This window comes from Streptomyces sp. SX-6 (assembly GCF_059089585.1).
On sequence record NZ_JBTHHU010000004.1, the window covers coordinates 104,259 to 129,233 of the forward strand.

Consider the following 24,975-nt stretch of genomic DNA (forward strand, 5'->3'; position numbering starts at 1 on the left):
CAAGCTCCCCCACCAGTCAGGGCCGTCCGCAACGATGAGTTCCCTTCCACCCACGACGGGTGGAAGGGAAGTCATCGTTGCGGCGATGCGGTCAGCCGTGGTGGGAGATCGATCCGGTGTAGAGGCCGACGGACCAGTAGCCCGCGCTGGGAGTCTGGAAGGTGTAGCGCGGCTCGAGCAGGCCTGGCGCGAGGGCCCAGTTGAGGTGCAGCGCGCTGTACGGTCCCTTATAGCCCGTGTCCCTGATGAGCCGGTCGGCGTCGGTGATGTCCGTCTGCACGGATGGGACAGGGATCGCTCGGGCACCCACCATGTGTTGCGGGACGAAGTCGACGATGAAAGACGGGTCGAAGGGCTTCTCGTTGGCGAGGAATATGGTTCCTTCCTCGACGGTGAAGGCGAACCGCCACATGCCGAAATCTTCGACGTTCGCCGACGGACCGTTGGAAGTCCGCCCATCGGCGAAGAGGAAGCGGGCCTCCGGGTATTCCTCCCTGGCCCGCTCGTCGGCTTGATTGAGAAGTCGAACGAACTTCTTCTCCACTACCGTCATTTTTCCTCCCTGGTCGGCTGGGCACCCTTGAGCACTGCCGCGGCACATCCTGTACCTGCGGAGCGCTGTGTTACCAGGATGTTTCCGGACACCGCCCGGGGAAGTCACCGTGATAACTCCGCTATTCATCTGCAGACCCCCATGATTCTTTCGGCCAACGGGACGTGGTGTACGCCGAACTGCATGTGGATAACCACCCATGTCTCATGCGGCGTTCTCAGTCCCATCCACCGCAGAGCTGACGGGGATGGAGCTCGCGAACTGGCCGAAGAGTGAAGCACTTCAGGCATCCCGCGTCACATCTCACCCGCCCTGCGCATACGCGGAAGTGGCCGATTCCAAGGACCGAGGGTCAGGGCCCCGCCCACCCGCGCGGCATACCCACCCGTCCTCGCCCTGACCCCGGGGCGCCGGTCACTGGGCCGGGGTGATGGCTCCCCGGACGCCGGGGCCGGCCGGAGAAGCCAGGTCGGGACAGGTGGCCCGAGGTGTCGTCACTGCGGGGGCGCAGCCAGCATCATCAGTACGAGGTCGAGGGGCAGTTGTGTGCCTTTTGGCGTCACCGGCGGAAGATCGCTCGGGAGGCGGGGTACGGCCAGTGCTCTTTAGCGAGTCGCGCCATCAGGCCACAGGACCATTACTGGAATTCCGTTCCGTTCAGCGTAGGCGACAACATCCGCTGTACCGCCGTACCCCCACGCGGGGTTCCCATCCCACACCGCCAGCAGCTTATCGACCAGGCCCACAAGGATCTCGCTTCCTGCCATGTGTGCCTGCGGGTCGGAAGCAGACATGCCTGTCCGGTGGATTTCGACGGCGTGCTGCATAAGTCCGTCGTATACCGGCCAATGGGCTTCGGGCAGGCCGTCTCGATATTGCTCTGCGGGAACAACTACTTCCAAGCGTCCGCCCTGGGCCAGCACAGCTTCCGCAAACCAGGAGTCGGGTCCGTCGGCGAGGCAGGAGATCCCGACCAGGTCCGCCGCTGGGTACTGATTGACCGCCTGCTCAAGCATTCCCCGCACTCGATGCTCAACGTCCTGGCTCAGTCCGCGGTGACCAGTGATCCCGACCCGCATGAAAAGGCCCCTTCCTTATAGATGTACGCCGTGCTGGCGCTCGTCGAAGTCGCGCACAATTTTGGGCGGCGACGTCAAGATCAGCGAGCGGCGCACTGCGCGGGCCCGCTCCACGATCCGGCCAGAACGGTACTGGAGTCCCGTGTCGACAGCCCGGGAAGCCAGGGCAAAGGCTGCCTCGACCAACATGCTGCACGGATCGCAACCGGCCTGTGTGACTGTTGAGTTGAAGTGTCCCTTGAGGCCTACGGGTGCGCCTCCCGCAAGTGCCTGCCCATCAGCACGATGCAGTCGCTTGCCTTGCTCATGTCGCCCCGCTCGATCGCTTCAGCACGCTCAGCTTTGATCCGGTCGCACTCGGCGCAGCGCTTCGTCTCAGCGGTCACGCAGGCCTCCCGGACAGAGCGGCCAGCTGGGTGCCTGACGCGTCGTGTTCCGCCTTGTCTCGCAGCGTGGGCACGCGCAGTCCGGGTAAGCACCGCTCACGTCGCCACCTGTGGCTTCCCGGGTCGCCGGAACCCGCGTTGTCGGCCCCCAGGTGCGCCCACTATCCCGGGACACGCGCATCGTCATCTTCGTCACGGTGTTCATGTGGTGATCGTCGCGCCGGTCATTGGGACGGAGGAACCCCGTACGTTTCCCACTCCGGGACGTCCTGAGACAGGTAGAACGTCCCTAGGAACGTCCAGGGGCAGGGGAGGGGGCGGCAATCATGCCGAACGAGCGCTTACGAGTCGCCATGGCATCCGGAGGATGGACGCACGCCGCCTTGGCCGGCGCGACGGATGTCGACCCCAAGTCCGTTGAGCGGTGGGTCAATCACGGACGGACGCCACGGCGGACAACAGCACTCAAAGCCGCTGAAGCGCTGGGGGAAGACGTTCATGCGCTGTGGCCGGCGCTCCGGCAAGCACGCTCCGCGAGGGCGGTAAGCTCTGAACTCGTAGCGCTCTACGACCAGCGGGCCGATCTCCCCGTGTCGGTCTTCGTGCAACTCCTCGCACAGGCACAGTGTCGGATCGATGTGCTGGTGTATGCGGCCGTCTTCCTGCATGAGGCGTACCCCCGTCTGAACGACCTGCTGAGAGAGCGCGCTGCCGAGGGGTGTGCGGTCCGGATCGCTGTGGGCGACGCGGACAGCTCCAACGTCCAACAGCGAGGACGGGAAGAGAAGTTCGGTCATGGCATCGAGTCCCGCTGTCGCCTTGCGCTCATGCACTACCGATCGCTTCTCGGCGTCCCAGGGATCGAGCTGCGGACGCACGGGACGACCCTCTACAACAGCCTGTACCGTGCCGACGATCAGGTGTTGGTCAACGCTCACGTATGGGGCGTCAACGCCTATCAAGCTCCCGTATGGCACCTACGACGTCACAACGATGGCGGCATGTTCGACACCTACGCGGAGAGCTTCAACGCCGTGTGGGAAACGGCACGACCAGTGGAGAGGTGAACCCATGGCACGGACCGAGTATTACAACGACCCAAACGCTCCCGAGCCCAACAGCTTGGTCGTGGCAGCCTCGGCCGTCGTCACTGACGACAGGGGCCGTGTCCTTCTCCAACGCCGCCGGGACAACGACCTATGGGCTTTGCCCGGTGGGGCGATGGACATGGGGGACTCGCTGCCTGGCACAGCCGTACGAGAAGTTCAGGAAGAGACAGGGCTCGATGTCGAGATCACGGGGCTCGTCGGCACGTACACCGATCCCCGGCACATCATCGCGTACAGCGATGGAGAGGTACGCCGACAGTTCAACGTGTGCTTCACGGCCCGGGTCATCGGAGGCACCCTGACCATCTCGGACGAAAGCACAGAACTCCGCTTCGTGGCTCCCGGAGAAATCGACTCGCTCCCCATGCACCACACCCAGCGGCTACGCCTCCAGCACTTCCTTGAGCGCCGTCCCGCGCCGTACCTGGGATAGCGGCAACTCCCGGACCCGGATTTCAACGCCAAGCTCGATCGCGTCAAGTATGCGATCGACGTACCCGGACCATCTGTCCGTTATCGCCTGGGAGTTGGGGAACATCCGTGTCAGCTCGTGCGCTAGGCTCGCGTCGGCTTGGGCGGACGGCTGACGGGGTGTCGGGGATCGGGCCCGCTGCCGGCGACGGCTTCGAGTCAGGCCGGGGTGACTGTTGCAGGAGGTGCAGACCATGGCTCGGCGTTCGCGGCTGCGGCCGGTTGAGGGTGTGGCAGCGGCTGACTGGGTGGTTGCGAGGGTCGGGCCGTTCGGGTCCGGGGTGGGTGCTCTCGTGCCGCACGGATTCGAGGCGTACGCACGGATTCTGCATCCGGCGTCGGCGTCCGACGAAAGCCCCGTGACGTGGGCGGAGGTGGCCGCATGGTCGGGCAGGGTGGTGCATCCACAAGTACAGTTCCGGGCGCTTGCCACTCCTGCGTCGGATGTGCGAGCGGCGAAGCCTTGGGAGGAGGAGCCCGACCCGGGCACGCTGCCTCCTGCCACGTTGGCGGCGCTGTGTGACGTCCTGGCCCGGCACACCGCGTCAGGTGACCGCCTCTGGTTCTGCGTCTGGGACGGGTACGAGTCCACGTCGGACGGCCGCGCGACCATCAGTTTCACGTCGGAGGAATCGGAGGAAGGGGACGCGCAGGCGGAGCCGGATCTGCTTCCACCGGTGTTTTCGTCAGGCATCGTCAATGGCCCTCGAGTGGAGCTGCCGGAACGCAGCTATCTCCTGCTCGAGGGCCCGCTCGACGCCGCAGGGGAACTGGCGATGTCACTCTCTCCGCAGTCGCCCAACCTCTTCTGGCCCGACGACCGGGCCTGGTGTGTCGCGACGGAGATCGACCTCGACTCCACCTATCTCGGTGGCACGGCCGCGCTCGTCGCCGACGTGCTGGCGGATGAGCGACTGGAGGCCGTGCCGGTCGAGGTGACCGATCCAGTGTGGGCGGACAGCGATGAGGTCAATCGCTGATTCCTGGGGTCAGCACTTCGTGAGGTGCACCTGGGCGGTCCTGGCGCCCATGTTCACGGTGGGCGGGGTGTAGCCGGGAGGCGCGGTGACTTGGGCGGTTGACTCGCCCTGGTAGTAGCCGGCCCGGCAGACGAGCGCCGCGTTGCCCTTGGCGGCGGCCCGCCCGACGCTGCCGTAGGAGTTGATCTTCGATCCGTGGCCGCTGAAGAGGCCGATCTTTCCGCGGATCATTCTCACCGGCTGGGTGCAGGTCACGCGGACACGGACGTTGACCGTACCCGGCACGTGGCCGGAGTGGTGAGGCGCACCGTGGTTGGCCCCGACGAACACCAACTCGCAGTGGATGACCCTTGCGCTGGCGGTGGCTTCGCCATGGGGCGAGGGGGAGAAGGTGAGTTCGGTCCTGCCGAGGACCCGGTCCGAGCCTAAGCCGGGAGTCGCCGCTCCCGCCGTGGACACGGCGCCGACGACAGCGATGGCTGCCGTGGCCCCCACGACTCCCACACGTTGCACGAGGCGACATGCGGCGTCCCATCGACGTTGCTTCATGCCTTCGTCTCCTTCCGCTGGTACCGGTGCTCGGTCAGCACGTCAACCCGCAAGTGAGGCTGACAGTTTCCGCCCGAGACGGCGTTGGACCGTCCATCGCAGCATTCCGGTGCTCCGCGGCCCCCCGTCAGGAACTTCGAAAGCCTCCAATGGGCAGGCGTATCTGTCAACGGCCTGAACATATGCGGTAGTTGGGGTTCCTCCATGTAGCGTGGAGACGGGGCTTGATCCGCTTTGACAGGCATCCGAGATCATGGGGTGAGCGGCTTGTCGTCGGGCGGTCACATGGCAGGCCTCGACGTGAACGGGTGGATCGACCCCAGATGCGAAGCGCTCGAAGAAGACCCAGTGCACGGCTGGCGGCCGCGTCCGCTGTGGTGGTGTAGCGAAAGTTCTGTATCGGCGACCTGCGGGAGTACGGGAGGCCCGGCGTCAGGGGGCTGGGCTGTGTGGTGACCATGTGGTCGTTGACCTGTGAACTGCGGGCATTTTGGGTGTGATGACGCGGCCGCCACACCCACCGCGACACCCAAATCTCCCGCTACCCGTATCCCAACGGCTCCACCACCCAGCAGGACACGATTCGGCTGACCCATCATCAGCTCAGCCCTGCAGTCCCGCAGTCTCGCAGTACGCAGGGCGGAGCGTCACACGTCTCTCGAGCTGAAGGGCGAGCCCGCGCTCAACTCAGCACCCCCGCCACAAACCCCGCCCCCGCCCCCCGCAGGCGGTCGTGCAGTGCCGCGAAGACCCGCGCCGACCTCGCCCCCGGCCAGTCCGCCGGCAGCAGGCCGCTCGGCAGGCCCGGGTCGGCGTACGGGAGTTGGCGCCAGGAGTCCAGGGCGAGCAGGTGGTCGCGGTAGGCGTCCTCCGACGGTACGGGGCGGCGGCGCGTCCAGCGGCGCAGCACCGGCTCGTGGGCGGCGAGGAACGCGTGGTGCTGCGCGGCCAGTGTCTCGAGGTCCCACCAGCGGGCCACCGCCTCCGCCGTCGGCTCGAAGCCGAGGTGGCGCCCGGTGAACAGGTCGACGTACGAGGCCAGTCCGAGCCGTTCGAGCGTGTGCCGGGTCTCCTCGTGCACATGCGCCGGAGCGATCCATACGCCGGGCGCGGCCGTGCCGAAGCCCAGCCGGGACAGCCGGGAGCGCAGCAGGTGGCGCTTGTGGCGTTCGTGCTCGGGGACGGAGAAGACGGCCAGCAGCCAGCCGTGGCCCGGGCGTGGGCCGGGGCGGAGGTAGATGCGCCGGTCGCCGTCGTCCAGCAACTGCCGTGCGGCGTCGGACAGTCCGTACCCGGCCGCGCCTTGCTCCGTACGGCTCGCGACGAGCAGGCCGCGGCGTTTGAGCCGGGAGACGGCCGACCGTACCGACGGGGAGTCGACGCCCACCGCGCCCAGCAGCCGGATCAGGGCCGCGATCGGCACCGGTCCGGCCGCGGGCCGGCCGGAGTTCCCGCGTCCGTACGCACCGTAGAAGGTGACGATGAGGGAGCGGGGGGTGTGGGTCGTCGGGTGCTCGTCAGTCACGGGGAAACTGTAAAGGGCCCGAACGCAGCCGGAAGCGCTGGAGTTTGCCGGTGGGGGTACGGGGCAGTGCGTCGAGGAACTCGATCTTGCGAGGGCACTTGTACGGGGCGATCACCTTTTTGGTGAACTCCCGCAGCTCCGTCGCCGTCCGCTCGGTGCACGGCACCCCTTCCCGCAGGACCACGTGCGCGACGACCGTCTGGCCGCGGCGCTCGTCCGGCTCCCCGACGACCGCGGCCTCCATCACGTCGGGATGGCGCAGCAGCGCCTCCTCGACCTCCGGTCCCGCGATGTTGTACCCGGCCGAGATGATCATGTCGTCCGCGCGGGCCACGTAGCGGAAGTAGCCGTCCGTGTCCCGTATGAACGTGTCGCCGGTGAGGTTCCAGCCGTCGCGGACGTACGCGCGCTGCCGGTCGTCCGCGAGGTAGCGGCAGCCGGTCGGGCCGCGTACGGCGAGCAGGCCGGGACGGCCGTCGGGGACGGGCTCGCCGTCGGGTCCGAGGACGCAGGCCTCAAAGCCGGGCACGGGCAGCCCGGTTGTGCCGGGGCGGATGGCGTCGTCGGCGGCCGAGATGAAGATGTGCAGCATCTCGGTCGCCCCGATGCCGTTGATGAGGCGCAGCCCGGTGGCACGCAGCCAGTCGTGCCACAGTCCCTCCGGAAGGTGTTCACCGGCGGAGACGCAGCGGCGCAGCGACGAGATGTCGTGGCCGTCGTCCGTCCTGATCCGCTCCAGCATCGTCCGGTAGGCGGTCGGTGCGGTGAACAGCACGGAGACGCGGTGCCGTTGGATGTCCGCGAGCATCTGCTCCGCGCCCGGCCAGTCGGCGAGCACGGCCGACGCCCCCGCGCGCAGCGGGAACACGACGAGCCCGCCCAGCCCGAAGGTGAAGCCGAGCGGCGGGCTGCCCCCGAAGACGTCGTCGGGCCCCGGCCGCAGGACACGCGCGGAGAAGGTGTCCGCGATGGCGAGGACATCACGGTGGAAATGGGTACATCCCTTGGGCAGGCCGGTGGTTCCGGAGGTGAAGGCGATCAGGGCGACGTCGTCGGCGGAGGTCTCCACGGGCACGTACGATGCAGGTTTTCCCGCCGCCAGCCGCACCAGGTCGTCGGGCGCGTCCCCGCCGAAAGGTGTCATCCGCAAGGAGGGTACGGCCGCCTTGACGAGTTCCCCGGTCGCCCGTGCGTCGCACAGGGCGTGCCGTATGCGTGCGAGCCGGCAGATCGTGGCCAGTTCGTGCGCGCGCTGCGCGGCCAGGACGGTGACGGCCACCGCGCCCGCCTTGATCACCGCGAGCCAACAGGCCGCCAGCCAGGGCGAGGTGGGGCCGCGCAGCAGCACCCGGTTGCCGGGCACCACGCCCAGGTCGTCGGTGAGGGTGTGCGCGATGCGGTCGACGAGGGTGCGGAGTTCGCCGTACGACCAGACGGTTCCCGCGCCGTCGCGGAACGCGGGACGCTCCCCGGGCTGTCCCCTCAGTAACTCCGCGCCGCAGTTGAGGCGGTCGGGGTAGTACGGCGCACCGAGGTCGAAGCGGAGGTCCGGCCACTGGCCGGCGGGCGGGAGGTGGTCGCGCGGGAAGGTGTCGACGTGAGCGGACGGCTTGAGCTCCATGGCGAATGTGCCCCCTCGCGCCGAGGACCGGAAGGGAGGTGGTACCAGGGGTCTTGCGGTCGTACGGATGCGCTGTCAGCGTAACGACTTGGTGACGGCAGTCAACCGAGCGCAATAGGAGGGATGTACGGTGCCACCGTCGTTCGCCCTGGACCCGGAGCAGCGGCGCCGGTGCGCCGAGCTGCGCGAGCTCGCCGCGACACGGCTGAGGCCGCTTGCCGCGAAGGGCGAACCGGGCAGGATCAACCGCCCGCTTGTCGCGGCGATCGGTGAACTGGGTCTGCTCAAGCCCCTGTTGCCCGGCCCCGGCCCCGGCGTCCGGGCCATGGACCTCTGCCTGTTGCGCGAGTCGCTCGCCCAGGAGTGCACGGAGGCCGAGACCGCCCTCGCGCTCCAGGGGCTCGGCTCGTACCCGGTCGTCCTCGCCGGCACCGACGCACAGCGCTCGCGCTGGCTGCCGGAGGTGGCCGCGGGCCGGGCGGTGGCGGCCTTCGCGCTGAGCGAGCCCGGCGCGGGATCCGACGCGGCGGCGCTGGCGCTGCGGGCCGAACCGGTGCCGTCCGGCTGGGAGTTGCACGGCGAGAAGGCCTGGATCTCCAACGCCCCCGACGCCGACGTCTGCACGGTCTTCGCCCGCACCTCGCCCGGGGCGGGTGCGCGCGGCATCACCGCCTTCCTGGTGCCGGGCGACCGCCCCGGCCTCACCGGCCGCCCCCTCGACCTCCTCAGCCCGCACCCCATCGGGACCCTCGCCTTCGACGCGGTGCCCGTCACCCCCGACGACGTCATCGGCACGCCGGGCGAGGGCTTCCGCATCGCCATGCGCACGCTGGACCTCTTCCGCCCGAGCGTCGGCGCCTTCGCCGTCGGCATGGCCCGGGCCGCACTGCGCGCGGCCCTCGCGCACGCGGACGAACGCCACGCGTTCGGCGGCCCGTTGAGGGACCTCCAGGCCGTCTCGCACCGGCTCGCCGAGATGGCCACCCGCACCGAGGCCGCCGCCCTGCTGGTGTACGCGGCCGCGGCGGCGTACGACGCGGGCGAGCCCGGCATCGCGGGCCGTTCGGCGATGGCCAAGCTGTTCGCCACGGAGGCGGCGCAGTACGTGGTCGACTCGGCGGTCCAGATCCACGGCGCCCGCGCCCTCGAGCGCGGCCATCTGCTGGAGCACCTCTACCGCGAGGTGCGTGCCCCGCGTCTGTACGAGGGCGCCTCGGAGGTGCAGCGCACCATCATCGCCAAGGAGCTTTACCGATGAAGCGGGTCAATCCCCCCGAACTGTCCCCGGCGAAGGGGTTCAGCCACGCCGTCACTGCCGTCACCGCCGTCGGCAGCCAGCTGGTCTTCCTCGCCGGCCAGACCGCCCTCGACTGCAACGGAACGATCGTGGGCACCGGGCTGCCGGAACAGTTCGAGCGGGCCCTGGCCAACCTGCTGACCGCCCTTCAGGCGGCCGGGGGAGACCCGTCCCGCCTCACGCGGGTGACGGTCTACACGACGGACGTCGCGGCCTACCGCGCGGCAGCGCCGCAACTGGGCCGGACATGGCGCCGCTTGGCGGGGCGCGACTATCCGGCGATGGCCGTGATCGGGGTGGCCCGACTCTGGGACGAGGCGGCATTGGTGGAGCTGGACGGGGTGGCGGTGCTGCCGTGACGGAAGCGATCAGGGCCGGGGTATAGTTCACCGGTCTTGAGCAGAGAACGACTTGAGGAGGTGAGCCCCATTACCGCAGTAGCAGGTCGGGTGCTTTCACCTCGCGGCGTCACGGTATAGCCGCGAGAGCGCCCTTTCGTATTCCGAGAGGTCCCTCATGTCGCTTTCTGTTTCGTCCTTTTCGTCTGTTGTTACTGCTCTCCGCTCGTCCGGCTGTGTCTTCGCCGAGGACGAGGCGCAACTGCTCATATCCGCCGCACGGACCCCTGACGACCTCGGCTCCATGGTGGACCGGCGGGTCGCCGGACTTCCCCTGGAGCACGTGCTGGGCTGGGCCGAGTTCTGCGGTCTGCGCATAGCCGTCGACCCCGCCGTCTTCGTCCCCCGCCGCCGTACCGAGTTCCTCGTCGGCCAGGCCGCCGCCCTCGCCCGTCCGGGAGCCGTCGCCGTCGACCTGTGCTGCGGCTCGGGCGCCCTGGGTGCCGCCCTGTCCGCGGCAGTTGACCGCATCGAACTCCACGCGGCCGACATAGACCCCGCCGCGGTGCGATGCGCCCGCCGCAACGTCCCCCACGGCCGCGTGTACGAGGGCGACCTCTACGCGCCGCTGCCCGCCGCCCTGCGCGGCCGCGTCGACGTCCTCCTCGCCAACGTCCCCTACGTGCCCACCGAGGAACTGGGCCTGCTGCCGCCGGAGGCCCGCATCCACGAGGCGCGGGTGGCTCTCGACGGCGGCACGGACGGCCTCGATGTCCTGCGCCGGGTGATCGCCGAGGCTGCCGGCTGGCTGGTGCCGGGCGGCAGCCTGCTGTTCGAGACGAGCGAACGGCAGGTGCCGCGAGCCATGGCGGTCGTCGCCGGGGGCGGCCTGGTCCCGCGGGTGGTGACCTGCGACGAGCTGGACGCCACCGTCGTCATCGGAACCAGGCCCGCTCCTCGCGTGTGACGCGAATGTTCAGAATTCAACGGATATTCGAATGGTTCGCGGCTGCGATACCAAGGAACCCGTTCGTCCAATTATTCGTCTCCATGAACGGAAATTCCCTTATGCCTGTCGGTAGCCGCCTCGGTCAGCACCATCCGGAGTACCAGTGATGACGCACGTGCCGCCCCCTCCGTCCACCTCGACCCACGGGTCCCGGAGCCATCGCCGCACCGGCCGCGCACGGCGCTGGATCATCGCGACCGCGTCGATCATCACGCTCGGCCTGATCGCCTGGCCGGTGATGAGCTACTTCGAGATACCGCCCTTCACCGACAAGGGCGACCCGGTCAGCTACGGCCAGGTCGGCGATGCGGACAGCGGCAAGGGCAGCGGCAAGGACGGCGACAAGAACGGCGGCGGGCAAGCAAAGCCCGCCGACTCGAAGACCCTGATGCCCACCGGCCCGAAGGCCGATTTCCGCAATGCCAAGACCATGAGCGACGGCACACACGTCGGCGTCGTCTCGATCACCGGGCCGAAGTCGGGGTTCACGGGCAAGATATGGGTCTGGGCTCCCAAGGAGTACGGCGACCCGAAGTTCGCCAAGAGCGGCTTCCCTGTCCTGATAGCCCTGCCCGGCGGCCCCGGTCACGACGGCAACTACTGGGCTTTCGGCGAGTTCGGCAAGGACGGGCTCTCGCTCCAGAACAGCGTTACCCGGTGGTACCAGCAGGGCAAGAGCAAGCCGTTCCTGCTGGCCATGCCGATCCTCAACCCCGGCCCGGACGATCACGGCATCTACTGGGACGGCAGCGACATCCCCGGTCAGCCGAAGATGGGCACCTGGCTGACGGAGGACGTCCCCGACCTGATGAAGGCCAATTTCCGCACCCTGAAGTCGCGTGACGGCTGGGCCTTCATGGGCTCCTCGACCGGCGGCTTCGTCGGCCTGAAGTCCGTGCTGCAGAAGCCCGACCAGTTCAAGGCCGTCATCGCCTCCGGCCCCGACATCGTCCCCGACTCCCCGCTGTGGAAGGGGCACGAGAAGCAGCGGCAGGAGAACAACCCCGAGCTCCTCGCCAAGCAGCTGATCGGCCGCAAGGGACCCGACGTCTACCTGGCCTTCCAGTACGGGACGAAGGAGAACCGGAAGATGATCGGCGACGTCAAGAAATTCATGGCGACGTACGGTGACAAGGGCCCGGTCCACACCAAGGCGTGGTCCATAGAAGGCGGCACCCACAATGCCGCCACCTATCTGCGGGGCATGGATGCCGGCCCGATCCAGTGGATCAGCGAGCAGCTGGAGGGGCCGACGCCCTCGTCCTGATGTGACGGAACGCGGAGAACGTGACCTCGGCACGGAATGCGCGGCAGCCTGTTCGTGGTTCGCGATGACATGACTGTTGGTGTTGCACTCGCCGCGACCGATGCCGGTAACCAGATCGACGCCACCGTGCGGCTCGCCAGGGAAGCCGCGGCCGCTGGGCTGCGGTCCGCCTGGTTCGGGCAGACTTTCGGCGTCGACTCGCCCCAACTCGCGGCCATCGTCGGCCGCGAGGTGCCGGAGTTACAGGTGGGGACGTCCGCGATCCCCGTCTTCGGCAGACATCCGCTGGTCGTCTCCAGCCAGGCCCAGACCGCGCAGGCGGCCACGCACGGCCGCTACCACCTCGGACTCGCGCTCGGTACCAAGCTCCTGACGGAATCCGGCTTCGGCATCCCGTTCGAGCGGCCGATCGCCCGCTTGCGTGAATTCCTCATCGCGCTCAGGCAGTTGACCGAGACCGGCACCGCCGACTTCCGCGGCGAACTGCTGACCGCGGCCACACCGATCCCCGCGCGCGTACCGGGCGCCGAGGCCGGCGTGCCCCTGCTCGTCGCCGCGATGGGCCCGCAGGCGCTGCGCGCCAGCGGTGAACTGGCGGACGGGATCCTGCCCTTCCTCGCCGGACCCCGCGCCCTGGCCGAGCACATCGTCCCGGCCGTCACCGCGGCGGCGCAGGCCGCGGGCCGTCCCGCGCCGCGCATCGTGGCGCTCGTGCCCGGGGTGGTGACCGGCGACGTCGACTCCGCACGCGCGAAGTTCACCGAGGAGCTCGCGTTCTACGAGCAGATCCCGTCCTACGCGCGGGTCATCGAGCTCTCCGGCGGCAAACGAGCCGCCGATGTGGCCGTGATCGGCGACGAGGAGACGGTCGCCGCCGAGGTGCGGCGCTACCGCGACGCCGGGGCGACGGAAGTGGTGTTCTCGGGGACGGACTTCACGGGAGACGCCGACCGGCGCCGCACCTGGAGCCTGCTGGGGGCGCTGGCGGAGTAACCCGCGGATCCGCCCGCCCGCCCGCGCAGTGGCGTGCGGGCGGGCGGCCCCAGCGGCCTGGTATCAGATGTCCCGGAAGATCTCGATCTGCGCGCCGATCGAGTTCAGCCGCTCCGCCAGGTCCTCGTAACCCCGGTTGATCACATAGACGTTGCGCAGCACCGACGTGCCCTCCGCCGCCATCATCGCCAGCAGCACCACCACGGCGGGGCGCAGTGCGGGCGGGCACATCATCTCGGCCGAGCGCCAGCGCGTGGGGCCCTCGACCAGCACCCGGTGCGGGTCGAGGAGCTTGACGTCGGCGCCGAGGCGGTTGAGGTCGGTGAGGTAGATGGCGCGGTTGTCGTAGACCCAGTCGTGGATGAGGGTCTGGCCCTGGGCGAACGCGGCGATGGCCGCGAAGAAGGGCACGTTGTCGATGTTGAGGCCGGGGAACGGCATTGGGTGGATCTTGTCGATGGGCGCGCGCAGCTTGGAGGGGCGCACGGTCAGGTCCAGCAGGCGCGTACGGCCGTTGTCCGCGCGGTACTCGGGGCTGCGCTCGTGGTCGAGGCCCATCTCCTCGAGGACGGCGAGCTCGATCTCCATGAACTCCACCGGCACGCGGCGGATGGTCAGTTCGGACTCGGTGATGACGGCCGCGGCGAGCAGGCTCATGGCCTCGACCGGGTCCTCGGAGGGCGCGTAGTCCACGTCGCGGTCGATGTTCGCCACACCGTGCACCGTGAGCGTGGTGGTGCCGACGCCCTCGACGCGTACGCCCAGCTCCTCCAGGAAGAAGCAGAGGTCCTGGACCATGTAGTTGGAGCTCGCGTTGCGGATGACGGTCACGCCGTCGTGCCGGGCGGCGGCCAGGAGGGCGTTCTCGGTGACGGTGTCGCCGCGCTCGGTCAGCACGATGGCGCGGGTGGGGGAGACCTTGCGGTCGACCCTCGCGTGGTACGTGCCGTCGGTGGCGGTGATCTCCAGGCCGAAGTGGCGCAGGGCCGTCATGTGCGGCTGGACGGTGCGGGTGCCGAGGTCGCAGCCGCCGGCGTAGGGGATGCCGAAGGTGTCCATGCGGTGCAGCAGCGGGCCCAGGAACATGATGACGCTGCGGGTGCGGCGGGCCGCCTCCGTGTCCATCGACGCCAGGTCGAGCTCGGCGGGCGGCACGATCTCGAGGTCACCGCCGCCGTTGATCCAGCGGTGCCGGACGCCGATGCTGCCGAGCACCTCCAGGATCCGGTAGACCTCCTCGATCCGGGCGACCCGCCGCAGCGTGGTGCGACCGGCGTTCAGGAGCGTGGCGCACAGCAGGGCGACACAGGCGTTCTTGCTGGTCTTGACGTCGATCGAGCCGGACAGCCGGCGTCCGCCGACGACCCGCAGATGCATGGGACCGGCGTAGCCGAGCGAGACGATCTCGCTGTCCAGGGCTTCACCAATACGGGCGATCATATCAAGACTGATGTTCTGATTTCCGCGCTCGATGCGATTGACGGCGCTCTGGCTGGTGCCGAGGGCGTCGGCGAGCTGCGACTGGGTCCAGCCCCGGTGCTGCCGGGCGTCACGGATGAGCTTGCCGATGCGAGCGAGGTAGGCGTCTGTCATGTGACAGACGGTATCTCAGATATGAGATCTTTCGCTTCCCGAGAGGCTGATTTAGGCTTGTTCTATTGCTATGCGAACAGCGTGGAGGTGGGGGCGTGGACATGTCGGTACGCACCGTGGGGAAGCCGTGGCGCCTGGCGGTGGTGCTGGTGCCCTACGCGCTCACCTGCGGCGCCTTCCTGGCGGCGTTCTCCGCGTACCGCGGGCAGTTGCCGGACCGGGTGGCGACGCACTTCGCCGGTGACGGGCACGCAGACGGCTTCACGTCCGCGGGCAGCATCCTCCCCACCGGGCTCCCCATGCTGCTGGTGCCGGCGCTGATCTTCGGGCTGTTCGCCCTCGTCCTGGAGGTGCAGATCGCCGCCTGGCGGGCCTTCATGGGCCTCGCCTATGGGCTGGCGGGGGTCGTCGGATACGCGCTCATCGTGACCCTCCTCGCCAATGTGCACAGCGCTTCCCCCGAGCAGGCCCGTCTCGACCTCTTGCAGCTGCTGGCCGCGCTGGTCGTGGGCGCCGTGGCGGGAGCCGCCGGTGCGCTGCTGGCGGGGTTCGCCGCGCCGCCCGTGCCCAAGGGGGCCGTCCCCGCGGAGGACCCCGAACCCCGGCTCGACCTCCGCGAGGGGGAGAGCGCCGTGTGGACGCGGTCCGTCGGATCGCGCGCGATGGTCGTCCTCGGGGTTTCCCTGTTCATCGTGGGCGCGGCGCTCTCGCTCCTGGTGGGCTGGATCAGCGGCATCATCACGCTGATCACGGGCGCGGTGCTGCTCGCCTTCCCCGGCGCACGTGTGACCGTCGACCGGCACGGCGTGACCGCCATGCCGCTGTGGCTCTCCGTGCCCCGGCTCCGGATCCCCCTCGAGCGCATCGAGTCGGCGACCGACCGTACGGTCAACCCGCTCCGCGACTTCGGGGGTTGGGGCTACCGTGTCCGCGCGGGCCGCAGCGGGCTCGTCCTGCGCTCCGGCGACGCGCTCGTGGCCCGGCTGACCACCGGCAGCGAGTTCGTGATCACCGTCGACGACGCGGGCACGGCGGCCGCGCTGCTCAACGCCCTTGTCGCCCGCGACCGTCACCGCGCCGACCACGGAGGCTGACATTGCTCATCCGGCTCGACCCCGCCTCCCAGGTGCCCCTCGGCGACCAGGTCGCCGCCGCCGTCCGCGACGCCATCGCCGACGGCTCCGTACGCCCCGGCGAACGGCTGCCCGCCGCACGTGCCCTCGCCGACTCGCTCGGCGTCAACGTGCACACCGTGCTGCGCGGTTACCAGCGCCTGCGCGAGGAGGGGCTCATCGAGCTGCGCCGCGGGCGGGGCGCGGTGGTCACCTCCGGCGACGCCGCCGCGGGCCGGGCGCGCCTCGTCGCCGGCGCGGTGCACCTGGTCTCGGAGGCGCGCGCCCTCGGGCTGGGGGACGAGGAGATCCTCGACCTCGTCCGTACCGGTCTGGGTGCGAGTCATGTGACGTGAACTTGTTCACCTTTGTCGCTGTGTGGCGCGTGAAGCGCAGGTGATTTGATCATTTATGCCGGAACTGGCGTTGTGCGCCTTCCGGTTGTCTGTCATGTCATGTTCGCCTCCAGACGGCCGTGTCGGTTACGGTTCCCCCCGCCCGCTCCGGCGGGCTCGGGGGCAACGGGGGCGGTGACCTGGACGGTCACGTGAACAGTGTGGGGGGAACCATGCGAACCATGCGGCGCCGCGCGCGCAACGCCTCTCCCTGACCGGCTTTTCCCGGCATTTCAGACTTCTCCGGCCGATCCGGGCCGGGTCTTCCTTATGAGCAAGAAGGTTCTTCCTTGCGCATCTCACGTATACGAATACAGCGCATCGCTGTGTCGGCGGTCGGCACCGCGGTGTTCCTGACGAGCGGCGCCACGCTCGCCCACGCCGACGGCGGCAAGCTGAGACCCACCGCAACTCCCGCTGCCACACCGTCGGTTGGTGCGAAGCACGGTAGGACCCCGGCGTCGAAGCTGCCCACGCCCACCCCGGTCAAGGGCCTGCCCGCCGCCAAGCCGACCGACAAGAGCGGCTGGACGGACGCGGACGCCCTCCGCTTCTGGACCCCCCAGCGCATGGCCTCGGCGGTCGACCCCGCCAAGCCCGCCGGGACCCCGAACGCCAAGGCCCGGCAGGCCGCACCCAAGAGCAGGGGGCTGGCAGCCGGGGGCATGCCGACCGCGGAGCACATCCTCGGCCCGAAGTCGGTCGGCGCCCTCTTCAGCTACGACACGGATCCGACCACCGGCAAGATGCGGGAACACTCCTGCTCGGCCAGTGTCGTGGAGAGCCCGGGTCACAACCTGATCCTCACCGCGGGGCACTGCAGCGGCAGCAAGGCCGTCTTCGTGCCCTGGTACCGCACCGAGTACTCGCTGGACAAGCAGACCTACGGGTTCTACCGCGTGGGCGACTGGTTCTATGACAACCGGTATTCCCACAACACCAAGGAGAAGACCTCGGACCTGGACTTCGCGTTCGGTCGTCTCGAGGCCTCGTCCAGCGGCAAGAACGCCCAGGACGTGGTGGGCGCCAACACACTGGCACGCACTCCGGGGTACAACAACAGCCTGACGATGGTCGGTTACCCCATGGCAAAGTACGACTCCGCGGACCACGCCGTCCGCTGCCCGGTCCAGACGTCGGCACTGCCCGGCTTCTACCAGATCCAGGCGTTGTGCCGCGGCATGTACGGCGGCGTCTCGGGCGGCCCCTGGTTCTCGAAGGTCGACTGGACCTCCGGGACCGGCGAGATCGTCGGCAATGTCGGTGGCTACAACGGCGGCGGCAACGACGCCAACGTCGACTGGCTGACCTACAGCCCCATGCACGGCGACTGGTTCTTCCAGCTCTACGAGGAGGCCAAGGCCAACCAGCACGTCAACCACGGAAGTTCCTACCACCAGCCCTCGCTCCCGTACTCCATGGGTGGCGGCGACACCTGGAAGCACGCCAAGCTGATGGCTTCCGGCGACTTCAACGGCAACGGCCACAGCGACATGATCGTGGTGTGGACCGACGGCGAGGTCACCATGTACTACAGCGACGGCAACGGCCACTTCACCAGTGAGCGCCAGATGCTGGCGGCCAACTCCACCTGGACCCACGCCGAGACCATCACCGCCGGTGACTTCACCGGATCCAGCCAGTTCGACCTGATGGTCCGCTGGTCCGACGGCGAGGTCACCCTCTACGGCGACGTCGGCTCCAACGGCCTCAATGTGTCCGGCACCCAGATGACCGGCCCCAACGAGACCTGGAAGCACGCCACCCAGATCGCCGCGGGCCGTTTCAACGCCGCGCAGTACGTCACCGACCTGATGGTCCGCTGGTCCGACGGTGAGCTCACCCTCTACACCAACGTGGGCGCCGGTACCTTCGGCCAGGAGCACAAGCTCCAGGACCCCAACGGCACCTGGCAGCACGCCACTCTGCTCACCTCCGGTGAGTTCTCCGGCAACTCCAAGTGGGACCTGATGGTCCAGTGGTCCGACGGCGAGCTCGACAACTACGTCGGCACCACCACCTCAGGCCTCGGCAGCGAGGCGCGCATCCAGGACGCCAACTCGCTCTGGACGCACAACACGGTCATGACCACAGGCAACTTCACCGGCAACGGCCGCACCGACGACCTCGTCATCCGCTGGTCCGACGGCGAGACCACGATGTACATCGACACCACCGCCAACCACCTCGGCACCGAGGAGAACCTCGTTCCCCACGCGTGATCCGGTCCGACGGCGGCGCTCCGAAAGGGGTGCCGCCGTCGCCGTTTCCGGCCCGGTTACAGATCAAGTATCGCCGACGCAACCCCCTGCCGTCACCGTCCTGAAGAACGAATTCCGGCTGGTCAACAGCCCATAGCGTGGTCCCGGGCCGCACGGTGCGGCCGAGGGAGGACACGATGACGCACACGGATGCGAACGCGGAGCTCGCCGCGGAACTGCTGGCCATGGCGGCCGAGGACCACCGCTCGACGGCCTGGGCCCACAGCGAGGACGTGGCCGAACAGCTCGCCTGGCGCCGCCTGACGGCACGCCACGGCGACCGCCTCGCCGAGATCATGGCCGCCACCGGCTGGCCCACCGTCACCCGCGTCGGCGAGGGGGCCGCCCGCGCCGCCTGGCTCGTCGCCCAGCACGCCGACCGGCAGCTCGACGTCCAGCGCCGCGCGGTCGGGCTGATGACGGCAGCGGTCGAGACCGGTGAGGCCGGGGCGCGTGAACTGGCTTTCCTGCGCGACCGATTGCTGACCAACGAGGGCAACGAGCAGATCTACGGCACCCAGATAGCCGTCGTCCGGGACGGCGCCCCCGTCCCCTGGCCCTGCCGCGAGCCCGAGCGCGTCGACGAGCTGCGCGCGGAAGTCGGCATCGAGCCGTTCGCCGTCTACACGGCCAAGCACGCCCCACGCTGAGGGCTGTACACGGCCGTGCACAATGGAAGGGGGACGACCGACTCCGAAAGGAGCACGATGACCGAGCGGAAACCACCCGGCATCAGCTTCGAATCATGGGCCGATCGCCAGATCCGGGAGGCCGACGAGCGCGGCGAGTTCGCCGAACTGCCCGGCTTCGGCAAGCCTCTTCCCGGCCTCGAGGCGCCCTACGACGCCATGTGGTGGGTCAAGGAGAAGATGCGGCGCGAGCAGATCGGCTTCCTGCCGCCCTCGCTCGCCCTCCGCAAGGAGGCCGAGGACGCCCTCGAGGCCGCGCACCGGGCCGGTACGGAACGCGAAGTGCGGCGGATCATCGAGGAGATCAACGACAAGATCCGCGCAGCACTCAGGCGCCCACCGGAGGGTCCGCCGCTTCGCCTGACGCCCTTCGACGCGGACGACGTCGTGCGCGCATGGCGGACCGAGCGGAGCGGCCGGGAGTAATCAGAACTCGCTGGTGTCCAGGTCGAGATCGAACGGGTCGGGAAGCCGGACGGCCTTGCCGAAGGGGTGCGGGCCGTCGGCTTTCGTGTAACCGAGTTCGCCCGGATCGGAAAAGAGCGTGCAGGAGCGCTCCTGTCGGTCCACGAGGAGGTACAAGGGGGCCCCGTACTCGGCATAGCGGCGGCGCTTCACGATCCGGTCGGTGTCGCCGTTGGAGTCCGAGGTGACTTCCACGACCAGGAGCGTCTGGTCCGGTAGCAGGGCCCCTCCGCCCTTCGCCAGGTCCTTGGGTACCACGGCCAGGTCCGGCACGTACCAGTTGGGGCTGCCGGGCAGATCCAAGTCTCCCGAGCCTGCGAGGCATTCGAGCTTGCGTAGGCAAGGCTCGATCTGTTCGCGGATCGCATGGGAGGCATTCTCGTGGTCCCAGCTCGACGACATGATGTCGATGATCCCCTCCATGATCTGTACCCGCTTCCCCTGGAAGTGCTGGATCGCGTACTTCAACGCGGTTTCGGGGTCGTCGGCTGTGTACATGCGGGGCTGCGTGCTCATCGGTCCTCCTGACAGCGGCATGACGGCTGTCCAGGATCTACAGCAATCGCCGCCGAAGCGGGAAGATCGCGACGCGCGTACAGGTTGACTCTGACACTGGTGTGAGGCTTTAGCGTCCTCGAGTCGTCAGAGGGGCGCAGAGCCTCATCTTGCCCCGCGTGCAAAGGAGTACACCCATGCGTGCCGTACGGATCGACCGCCACGGCGGTATCGACGTCCTGGCCGTCCGCGAGGTCGCCGAGCCCGTCCCCGGGCCCGGCGAGGTGCTGATACGGGCCGCGGCCAGCAGTCTGAACCCCGTGGACTGGAAGACCCGTGCCTGGGACGTGGGTCCGGAGCTCCCGGCCACCCTGGGCTGGGACCTCGCCGGGGTCGTCGTCGCCTCCGAGGACCCCGGGTTCCGGCCCGGGGACCGGGTGGTCGCGATGTCCGCGCAGATCGCCACCGGGCGCGGCACCTGGGCCGAGCAGGTCGTGCTGCCCGCGAACCTGGTGACCGCGGCGCCGGGCACGGTGGCCCTGGAGGTGGCCGCGGCGCTGCCGCTGGCCGGGGTGACCGCCCTCCAGGCGCTGGAGGAGGCCGGGATCTCCGCCGGGCAGCGCGTCCTCGTGGTCGGCGCCGCGGGCGGCGTGGGCGGGCTGGCCGTCCAGCTCGCCCGCTGCGCCGGGGCGGTCGTCGACGGGGTGGTCTCGCGCCCCGAACACATCGACGAGGCCCGTGCGCTGGGTGCCGAGAAGGTGTGGAGCGACCTGGCCGAGCTGCCGCGGGGCGGTTACCAGGTCGTCCTCGACACCCCGGGCACCGACGCGAGCCGGGCGCTCGCGGCGGGCGGCCGGTACGTCTCCATCGCGGATCACCCGCTGCCCGACGTGCCCGGTGCGTCCAAGAGCTACGTCCAGGAGAACCGGGACCAACTGGCGCATCTCGTCTCCCTGGTGGACGCCGGGGAGCTCAAGCTGCGTGTCGCCGCGCGCTACCCCCTGGACGAGGTGCGCGCCGCGCACGAATACTTCGAGGCCGGTGGGCTGCTCGGCAAGGTCCTGCTCACCTTCTGAGCCATGGACGCAGGGAGGCGTACGGCATGGAACACGCGGAGCTCCGGCGGCGGTTCGCGACGCTGACCACGGCCCACGTCGCGGATGCCTGCATCCGAGCCCGCATCCCGGTGCGGTGCGCCCCCGCGTCCGTACGCCCCCTGATCCCCGGCGGCCGGGTGGCCGGGCGTGTGGTTCCCGCACGTCATGCCGGCAGCGTCGACGTCTTCCTGGAGGCCTTCGAGCGGGCCCGGCCCGGCGACGTGCTCGTGGTCGACAACGGCGGACGGCTCGACGAGGCGTGCGTCGGCGATCTCGTGGCCCTCGAGGCCCGGGCCGCCGGGCTGGCGGGGATCGTGATCTGGGGGCTGCACCGCGACACCGCCGATCTGCGGGCGATCGGGCTCCCGGTCTTCAGCCTCGGGGCGCTGCCCGCCGGACCGCAGCGTCTCGACGACCGGGCCGCGGACGCCCTGACGTCCGCCGTGGTGGGGGAGTGGACGGTGGGGCCCGAGGACCTCGTCCTCGGCGACGACGACGGCGTGCTCTTCGTCCCGGCCGCCCGCGCCGGGGACCTCCTCGCGTCGGCGGAGGCGATCCGCGACACCGAACGCCGGCAGGCCGGGCGGATCCACGAGGGCGTCTCTCTCCGCGACCAGCTCGGGTTCGACGCCTATCTCGCCCGCCGCCGCGAGACGCCCTCGCTGACCTTCCGCGAACATCTGCGGGGCATGGGCGGGGCCATCGAGGAATGAGCGGCACTCCGGTGGCAGGCGCGCTCGACGGGTCCCACAGTGGTCTTGGACGACCGTTGTTCCCGGCCGCTCCGACAGGCGGCGCATGACCGATCCGCAGGGATGTATTACTGTTATCTCGACATCGAGATATCTGCCGAGAGGCGTACCGCTGTCGCGCCACTAAGGCATACCTAAGTTAGGCATACCTTAACGGATCGGCGTGACGTTGTCGCGGCAGGATTGCCGCAGTACGCGAATTCATGCAATGAAGGAGACTGTCGTGTCGGCGAACAGCTTCGACGCTCGCAGCACCCTGCGGGTGGGCGACGAGTCGTACGAGATCTTCCGGCTGGACAAGGTCGAGGGCGCCGCGCGCCTTCCCTACAGCCTCAAGGTCCTCCTGGAGAACCTGCTCCGCACCGAGGACGGCGCCAACATCACCGCCGACCACATCCGTGCCCTGGGCGGCTGGGACTCCCAGGCTCAGCCCAGCCAGGAGATCCAGTTCACGCCGGCCCGCGTGATCATGCAGGACTTCACCGGCGTGCCCTGTGTCGTCGACCTCGCCACCATGCGTGAGGCTGTCAAGGAGCTCGGCGGCGACCCGGCGAAGATCAACCCGCTGGCCCCGGCCGAGCTGGTCATCGACCACTCGGTCATCGCCGACAAGTTCGGCACGAAGGACTCCTTCGCCCAGAACGTGGAGCTGGAATACGGCCGCAACAAGGAGCGCTACCAGTTCCTGCGCTGGGGCCAGACCGCGTTCGACGAGTTCAAGGTCGTCCCGCCGGGCACCGGCATCGTGCACCAGGTGAACATCGAGCACCTGGCCCGTACGGTCATGGTCCGTAACGGCCAGGCCTACCCCGACACCCTCGTCGGCACCGACTCGCACACCACCATGGTCAACGGCCTCGGCGTGCTGGGCTGGGGCGTCGGCGGCATCGAGGCCGAGGCCGCGATGCTCGGCCAGCCGGTCTCCATGCTCATCCCGCGCGTCGTCGGCTTCAAGCTGACCGGCGAGCTGCCCGCCGGCACCACCGCCACGGACCTCGTCCTCACGATCACCGAGATGCTGCGCAAGCACGGCGTCGTCGGCAAGTTCGTCGAGTTCTACGGCGAGGGCGTCGCCGCCACCTCGCTGGCCAACCGCGCCACCATCGGCAACATGTCGCCGGAGTTCGGCTCCACCGCCGCGATCTTCCCGATCGACGGCGAGACGCTCAAGTACCTGCGCCTGACCGGCCGCAGCGAGCAGCAGGTCGCGCTCGTCGAGGCGTACGCCAAGGAGCAGGGCCTGTGGCTGGACCCGGCCGCCGAGCCCGACTTCTCCGAGAAGCTCGAGCTCGACCTCTCCACGGTCGTCCCCTCCATCGCCGGCCCCAAGCGCCCGCAGGACCGCATCGTCCTGGCCGACGCCGCCGCGCAGTTCGAGCGTGACGTCCTCAACTACGTCTCCACCGCCGACGAGGCGGGCGAGGAGTCCTTCCCGGCCTCCGACGCCCCGGCCGCCGCCAACGGTGTCCCGTCGAACCCGGTCACCGTCACCGCCCCCGACGGCTCGACCTACACGATCGACCACGGCGCCGTCACCGTCGCCGCGATCACCTCCTGCACCAACACCTCGAACCCGTACGTCATGGTCGCCGCCGCGCTGGTGGCCAAGAAGGCGGTCGAGAAGGGCCTGACCCGCAAGCCGTGGGTCAAGACCACCCTCGCCCCGGGCTCCAAGGTCGTCACCGACTACTTCGACAAGGCGGGCCTGACCCCCTACCTCGACAAGGTCGGCTTCAACCTGGTCGGCTACGGCTGCACCACCTGCATCGGCAACTCCGGCCCGCTGCCGGAGGAGGTCTCCAAGGCCGTCAACGACCATGACCTGGCCGTGACTTCGGTGCTCTCCGGCAACCGTAACTTCGAGGGCCGGATCAACCCCGACGTCAAGATGAACTACCTGGCGTCCCCGCCGCTGGTCGTCGCGTACGCCCTCGCGGGCTCCATGAAGGTGGACATCACGCGCGACGCGCTGGGCACCGACACGGACGGCAACCCGGTCTTCCTCAAGGACATCTGGCCCTCCGAGGCCGAGGTCAACGACGTCGTGGCCAACGCCATCGGCGAGGACATGTTCAACAAGTCCTACCAGGACGTCTTCGCGGGCGACGCCCAGTGGCAGGCCCTGCCGATCCCGACCGGCAACACCTTCGAGTGGGACGCCGAGTCCACCTACGTCCGCAAGCCCCCGTACTTCGAGGGCATGCAGATGGAGCCGGCCCCGGTCACCGACATCACCGGCGCCCGCGTCATGGCCAAGCTGGGCGACTCGGTCACCACCGACCACATCTCCCCGGCCGGTGCGATCAAGGCCGACACCCCGGCCGGCAAGTACCTCACGGAGCACGGCGTCGAGCGCCGCGACTTCAACAGCTACGGCTCCCGCCGCGGCAACCACGAGGTCATGATCCGCGGTACGTTCGCCAACATCCGCCTGCGCAACCAGATCGCGCCGGGTACGGAGGGCGGCTTCACCCGCGACTTCACGAAGGCGGACGCCCCCGTCTCCTTCATCTACGACGCCTCGCAGAACTACCAGGCCGCCGGCATCCCGCTGGTCGTCCTGGCCGGCAAGGAGTACGGCTCCGGCTCGTCCCGCGACTGGGCCGCCAAGGGCACCGCGCTCCTCGGCGTCAAGGCCGTCATCGCCGAGTCCTACGAGCGCATCCACCGCTCGAACCTCATCGGCATGGGTGTCCTGCCCCTGCAGTTCCCCGAGGGCGCCTCGGCCGAGTCGCTGGGCCTGACCGGCGAGGAGACCTTCTCCTTCACCGGCGTCACCGAGCTCAACGAGGGCCGCACGCCGCGCACGGTCAAGGTCACCACCGACACGGGCGTGGAGTTCGACGCGGTCGTCCGCATCGACACCCCCGGTGAGGCGGACTACTACCGCAACGGCGGCATCATGCAGTACGTGCTGCGCAGCCTGATCCGCAAGTAAG

At 69.1% G+C, this 24,975-nt stretch carries 24 protein-coding genes; 16 read left to right on the forward strand and 8 right to left on the reverse strand.

What is annotated here, in order from left to right:
• Positions 1 to 91 precede the first annotated feature (91 nt).
• From ACV530_RS06340 to ACV530_RS06350, 3 genes are all read right to left on the reverse strand, one after another.
• Entirely contained in the window at positions 92 to 553 is a 462-nt protein-coding gene (locus tag ACV530_RS06340) for a hypothetical protein (RefSeq protein ID WP_494331258.1), read from the reverse strand.
• 605 nt (positions 554 to 1,158) lie between these two features.
• Positions 1,159 to 1,632: a hypothetical protein gene (locus ACV530_RS06345; RefSeq protein WP_494331259.1), complete on the reverse strand. Its 474-nt coding sequence runs from the start codon at positions 1,630 to 1,632 to the stop codon at positions 1,159 to 1,161.
• A gap of 245 nt (positions 1,633 to 1,877) precedes the next feature.
• On the reverse strand, positions 1,878 to 2,018 hold the full coding sequence (locus ACV530_RS06350; protein WP_494331260.1) for a hypothetical protein: 141 nt from the start codon (positions 2,016 to 2,018) through the stop codon (positions 1,878 to 1,880).
• Positions 2,019 to 2,344: 326 nt separating this feature from the next.
• Between ACV530_RS06350 and ACV530_RS06355 the strand changes: the two genes are divergently transcribed.
• The 3 genes from ACV530_RS06355 to ACV530_RS06365 all read left to right on the forward strand — a co-directional run bounded on the left by ACV530_RS06355 (position 2,345) and on the right by ACV530_RS06365 (position 4,578).
• Positions 2,345 to 3,085: a DUF5919 domain-containing protein gene (locus ACV530_RS06355; protein WP_494331261.1), complete on the forward strand. Its 741-nt coding sequence runs from the start codon at positions 2,345 to 2,347 to the stop codon at positions 3,083 to 3,085.
• A gap of 4 nt (positions 3,086 to 3,089) precedes the next feature.
• A complete protein-coding gene (locus ACV530_RS06360; RefSeq protein WP_494331262.1) occupies positions 3,090 to 3,560 on the forward strand; it encodes an NUDIX domain-containing protein in 471 nt (156 codons plus the stop codon).
• Between the two features lie 331 nt (positions 3,561 to 3,891).
• Complete coding sequence (locus ACV530_RS06365; RefSeq protein ID WP_494331263.1) at positions 3,892 to 4,578, forward strand: hypothetical protein; 687 nt, start codon at positions 3,892 to 3,894, stop codon at positions 4,576 to 4,578.
• Positions 4,579 to 4,587: 9 nt separating this feature from the next.
• On the opposite strand, the gene ACV530_RS06370 is transcribed toward ACV530_RS06365, so the two are convergent.
• The 3 genes from ACV530_RS06370 to ACV530_RS06380 all read right to left on the reverse strand — a co-directional run bounded on the left by ACV530_RS06370 (position 4,588) and on the right by ACV530_RS06380 (position 8,273).
• Positions 4,588 to 5,127 (reverse strand): hypothetical protein, encoded by a 540-nt coding sequence (locus ACV530_RS06370; RefSeq protein ID WP_494331264.1) that lies wholly within the window; start codon positions 5,125 to 5,127, stop codon positions 4,588 to 4,590.
• 682 nt (positions 5,128 to 5,809) lie between these two features.
• Positions 5,810 to 6,652: a PaaX family transcriptional regulator gene (locus ACV530_RS06375; protein ID WP_494331265.1), complete on the reverse strand. Its 843-nt coding sequence runs from the start codon at positions 6,650 to 6,652 to the stop codon at positions 5,810 to 5,812.
• Complete coding sequence (locus tag ACV530_RS06380) at positions 6,645 to 8,273, reverse strand: AMP-binding protein (protein ID WP_494331266.1); 1,629 nt, start codon at positions 8,271 to 8,273, stop codon at positions 6,645 to 6,647. The genes ACV530_RS06375 and ACV530_RS06380 overlap by 8 nt, the downstream gene beginning before the upstream one ends.
• 130 nt (positions 8,274 to 8,403) lie before the next feature.
• Here ACV530_RS06380 and ACV530_RS06385 point away from each other — a divergent pair, with 130 nt between their 5' ends.
• The 5 genes from ACV530_RS06385 to ACV530_RS06405 all read left to right on the forward strand — a co-directional run bounded on the left by ACV530_RS06385 (position 8,404) and on the right by ACV530_RS06405 (position 13,177).
• A complete protein-coding gene (locus ACV530_RS06385) occupies positions 8,404 to 9,531 on the forward strand; it encodes an acyl-CoA dehydrogenase family protein (protein WP_494331267.1) in 1,128 nt (375 codons plus the stop codon).
• Positions 9,528 to 9,929, forward strand: a complete 402-nt coding sequence (locus ACV530_RS06390; protein ID WP_494331268.1) for a RidA family protein — start codon at positions 9,528 to 9,530, stop codon at positions 9,927 to 9,929. The genes ACV530_RS06385 and ACV530_RS06390 overlap by 4 nt, the downstream gene beginning before the upstream one ends.
• A gap of 157 nt (positions 9,930 to 10,086) precedes the next feature.
• Positions 10,087 to 10,875, forward strand: a complete 789-nt coding sequence (locus ACV530_RS06395; protein WP_494331269.1) for a putative protein N(5)-glutamine methyltransferase — start codon at positions 10,087 to 10,089, stop codon at positions 10,873 to 10,875.
• 148 nt (positions 10,876 to 11,023) lie between these two features.
• Positions 11,024 to 12,184 (forward strand): alpha/beta hydrolase, encoded by a 1,161-nt coding sequence (locus ACV530_RS06400; RefSeq protein WP_494331270.1) that lies wholly within the window; start codon positions 11,024 to 11,026, stop codon positions 12,182 to 12,184.
• A gap of 69 nt (positions 12,185 to 12,253) precedes the next feature.
• Positions 12,254 to 13,177: an LLM class F420-dependent oxidoreductase gene (locus ACV530_RS06405; RefSeq protein ID WP_494331271.1), complete on the forward strand. Its 924-nt coding sequence runs from the start codon at positions 12,254 to 12,256 to the stop codon at positions 13,175 to 13,177.
• A gap of 63 nt (positions 13,178 to 13,240) precedes the next feature.
• Here ACV530_RS06405 and ACV530_RS06410 read toward each other — a convergent pair whose 3' ends face one another.
• Positions 13,241 to 14,770 (reverse strand): helix-turn-helix domain-containing protein, encoded by a 1,530-nt coding sequence (locus ACV530_RS06410; RefSeq protein ID WP_494331272.1) that lies wholly within the window; start codon positions 14,768 to 14,770, stop codon positions 13,241 to 13,243.
• Positions 14,771 to 14,871: 101 nt separating this feature from the next.
• Between ACV530_RS06410 and ACV530_RS06415 the strand changes: the two genes are divergently transcribed.
• The 5 genes from ACV530_RS06415 (at position 14,872) to ACV530_RS06435 (ending at position 19,653) form a co-directional block, all read left to right on the forward strand.
• On the forward strand, positions 14,872 to 15,864 hold the full coding sequence (locus ACV530_RS06415) for a hypothetical protein (RefSeq protein WP_494331273.1): 993 nt from the start codon (positions 14,872 to 14,874) through the stop codon (positions 15,862 to 15,864).
• Between the two features lie 2 nt (positions 15,865 to 15,866).
• Positions 15,867 to 16,238, forward strand: coding sequence for a GntR family transcriptional regulator (locus tag ACV530_RS06420; protein ID WP_494331274.1), 372 nt, complete (start codon positions 15,867 to 15,869; stop codon positions 16,236 to 16,238).
• A gap of 329 nt (positions 16,239 to 16,567) precedes the next feature.
• On the forward strand, positions 16,568 to 18,499 hold the full coding sequence (locus ACV530_RS06425) for a trypsin-like serine peptidase (RefSeq protein WP_494331275.1): 1,932 nt from the start codon (positions 16,568 to 16,570) through the stop codon (positions 18,497 to 18,499).
• 176 nt (positions 18,500 to 18,675) lie between these two features.
• Complete coding sequence (locus ACV530_RS06430; RefSeq protein WP_494331276.1) at positions 18,676 to 19,188, forward strand: DUF6624 domain-containing protein; 513 nt, start codon at positions 18,676 to 18,678, stop codon at positions 19,186 to 19,188.
• Positions 19,189 to 19,245: 57 nt separating this feature from the next.
• Positions 19,246 to 19,653, forward strand: coding sequence for a DnaJ family domain-containing protein (locus ACV530_RS06435; RefSeq protein WP_494331277.1), 408 nt, complete (start codon positions 19,246 to 19,248; stop codon positions 19,651 to 19,653).
• Here ACV530_RS06435 and ACV530_RS06440 read toward each other — a convergent pair whose 3' ends face one another.
• Entirely contained in the window at positions 19,654 to 20,208 is a 555-nt protein-coding gene (locus ACV530_RS06440) for a Uma2 family endonuclease (RefSeq protein ID WP_494331278.1), read from the reverse strand. It lies immediately after the preceding gene.
• A gap of 176 nt (positions 20,209 to 20,384) precedes the next feature.
• Between ACV530_RS06440 and ACV530_RS06445 the strand changes: the two genes are divergently transcribed.
• The 3 genes from ACV530_RS06445 to acnA all read left to right on the forward strand — a co-directional run bounded on the left by ACV530_RS06445 (position 20,385) and on the right by acnA (position 24,974).
• A complete protein-coding gene (locus ACV530_RS06445) occupies positions 20,385 to 21,263 on the forward strand; it encodes an NADP-dependent oxidoreductase (RefSeq protein ID WP_494331279.1) in 879 nt (292 codons plus the stop codon).
• A 26-nt stretch (positions 21,264 to 21,289) separates the two neighbouring features.
• Positions 21,290 to 21,997, forward strand: a complete 708-nt coding sequence (locus tag ACV530_RS06450) for an RraA family protein (RefSeq protein ID WP_494331280.1) — start codon at positions 21,290 to 21,292, stop codon at positions 21,995 to 21,997.
• Between the two features lie 262 nt (positions 21,998 to 22,259).
• Entirely contained in the window at positions 22,260 to 24,974 is a 2,715-nt protein-coding gene (gene acnA, locus ACV530_RS06455) for an aconitate hydratase AcnA (protein ID WP_494331281.1), read from the forward strand.
• Position 24,975 lies beyond the last annotated feature (1 nt).

Bases quoted from the DNA above. Each gene is read 5' to 3' on its own strand.
- ACV530_RS06450 (WP_494331280.1), top strand. From the start codon at position 21,290: ATGGAACACGCGGAGCTCCGGCGGCGGTTCGCGACGCTGACCACGGCC.
- ACV530_RS06445 (WP_494331279.1), top strand. From the start codon at position 20,385: ATGCGTGCCGTACGGATCGACCGCCACGGCGGTATCGACGTCCTGGCC.
- ACV530_RS06405 (WP_494331271.1), top strand. From the start codon at position 12,254: ATGACTGTTGGTGTTGCACTCGCCGCGACCGATGCCGGTAACCAGATC.
- ACV530_RS06380 (WP_494331266.1), bottom strand. From the start codon at position 8,273: ATGGAGCTCAAGCCGTCCGCTCACGTCGACACCTTCCCGCGCGACCAC.
- ACV530_RS06410 (WP_494331272.1), bottom strand. From the start codon at position 14,770: ATGACAGACGCCTACCTCGCTCGCATCGGCAAGCTCATCCGTGACGCC.
- ACV530_RS06355 (WP_494331261.1), top strand. From the start codon at position 2,345: ATGCCGAACGAGCGCTTACGAGTCGCCATGGCATCCGGAGGATGGACG.
- ACV530_RS06430 (WP_494331276.1), top strand. From the start codon at position 18,676: ATGACGCACACGGATGCGAACGCGGAGCTCGCCGCGGAACTGCTGGCC.
- ACV530_RS06400 (WP_494331270.1), top strand. From the start codon at position 11,024: ATGACGCACGTGCCGCCCCCTCCGTCCACCTCGACCCACGGGTCCCGG.
- ACV530_RS06435 (WP_494331277.1), top strand. From the start codon at position 19,246: ATGACCGAGCGGAAACCACCCGGCATCAGCTTCGAATCATGGGCCGAT.
- ACV530_RS06390 (WP_494331268.1), top strand. From the start codon at position 9,528: ATGAAGCGGGTCAATCCCCCCGAACTGTCCCCGGCGAAGGGGTTCAGC.
- ACV530_RS06345 (WP_494331259.1), bottom strand. From the start codon at position 1,632: ATGCGGGTCGGGATCACTGGTCACCGCGGACTGAGCCAGGACGTTGAG.
- ACV530_RS06360 (WP_494331262.1), top strand. From the start codon at position 3,090: ATGGCACGGACCGAGTATTACAACGACCCAAACGCTCCCGAGCCCAAC.
- ACV530_RS06370 (WP_494331264.1), bottom strand. From the start codon at position 5,127: ATGAAGCAACGTCGATGGGACGCCGCATGTCGCCTCGTGCAACGTGTG.
- ACV530_RS06415 (WP_494331273.1), top strand. From the start codon at position 14,872: ATGTCGGTACGCACCGTGGGGAAGCCGTGGCGCCTGGCGGTGGTGCTG.
- ACV530_RS06340 (WP_494331258.1), bottom strand. From the start codon at position 553: ATGACGGTAGTGGAGAAGAAGTTCGTTCGACTTCTCAATCAAGCCGAC.
- ACV530_RS06395 (WP_494331269.1), top strand. From the start codon at position 10,087: ATGTCGCTTTCTGTTTCGTCCTTTTCGTCTGTTGTTACTGCTCTCCGC.
- ACV530_RS06440 (WP_494331278.1), bottom strand. From the start codon at position 20,208: ATGAGCACGCAGCCCCGCATGTACACAGCCGACGACCCCGAAACCGCG.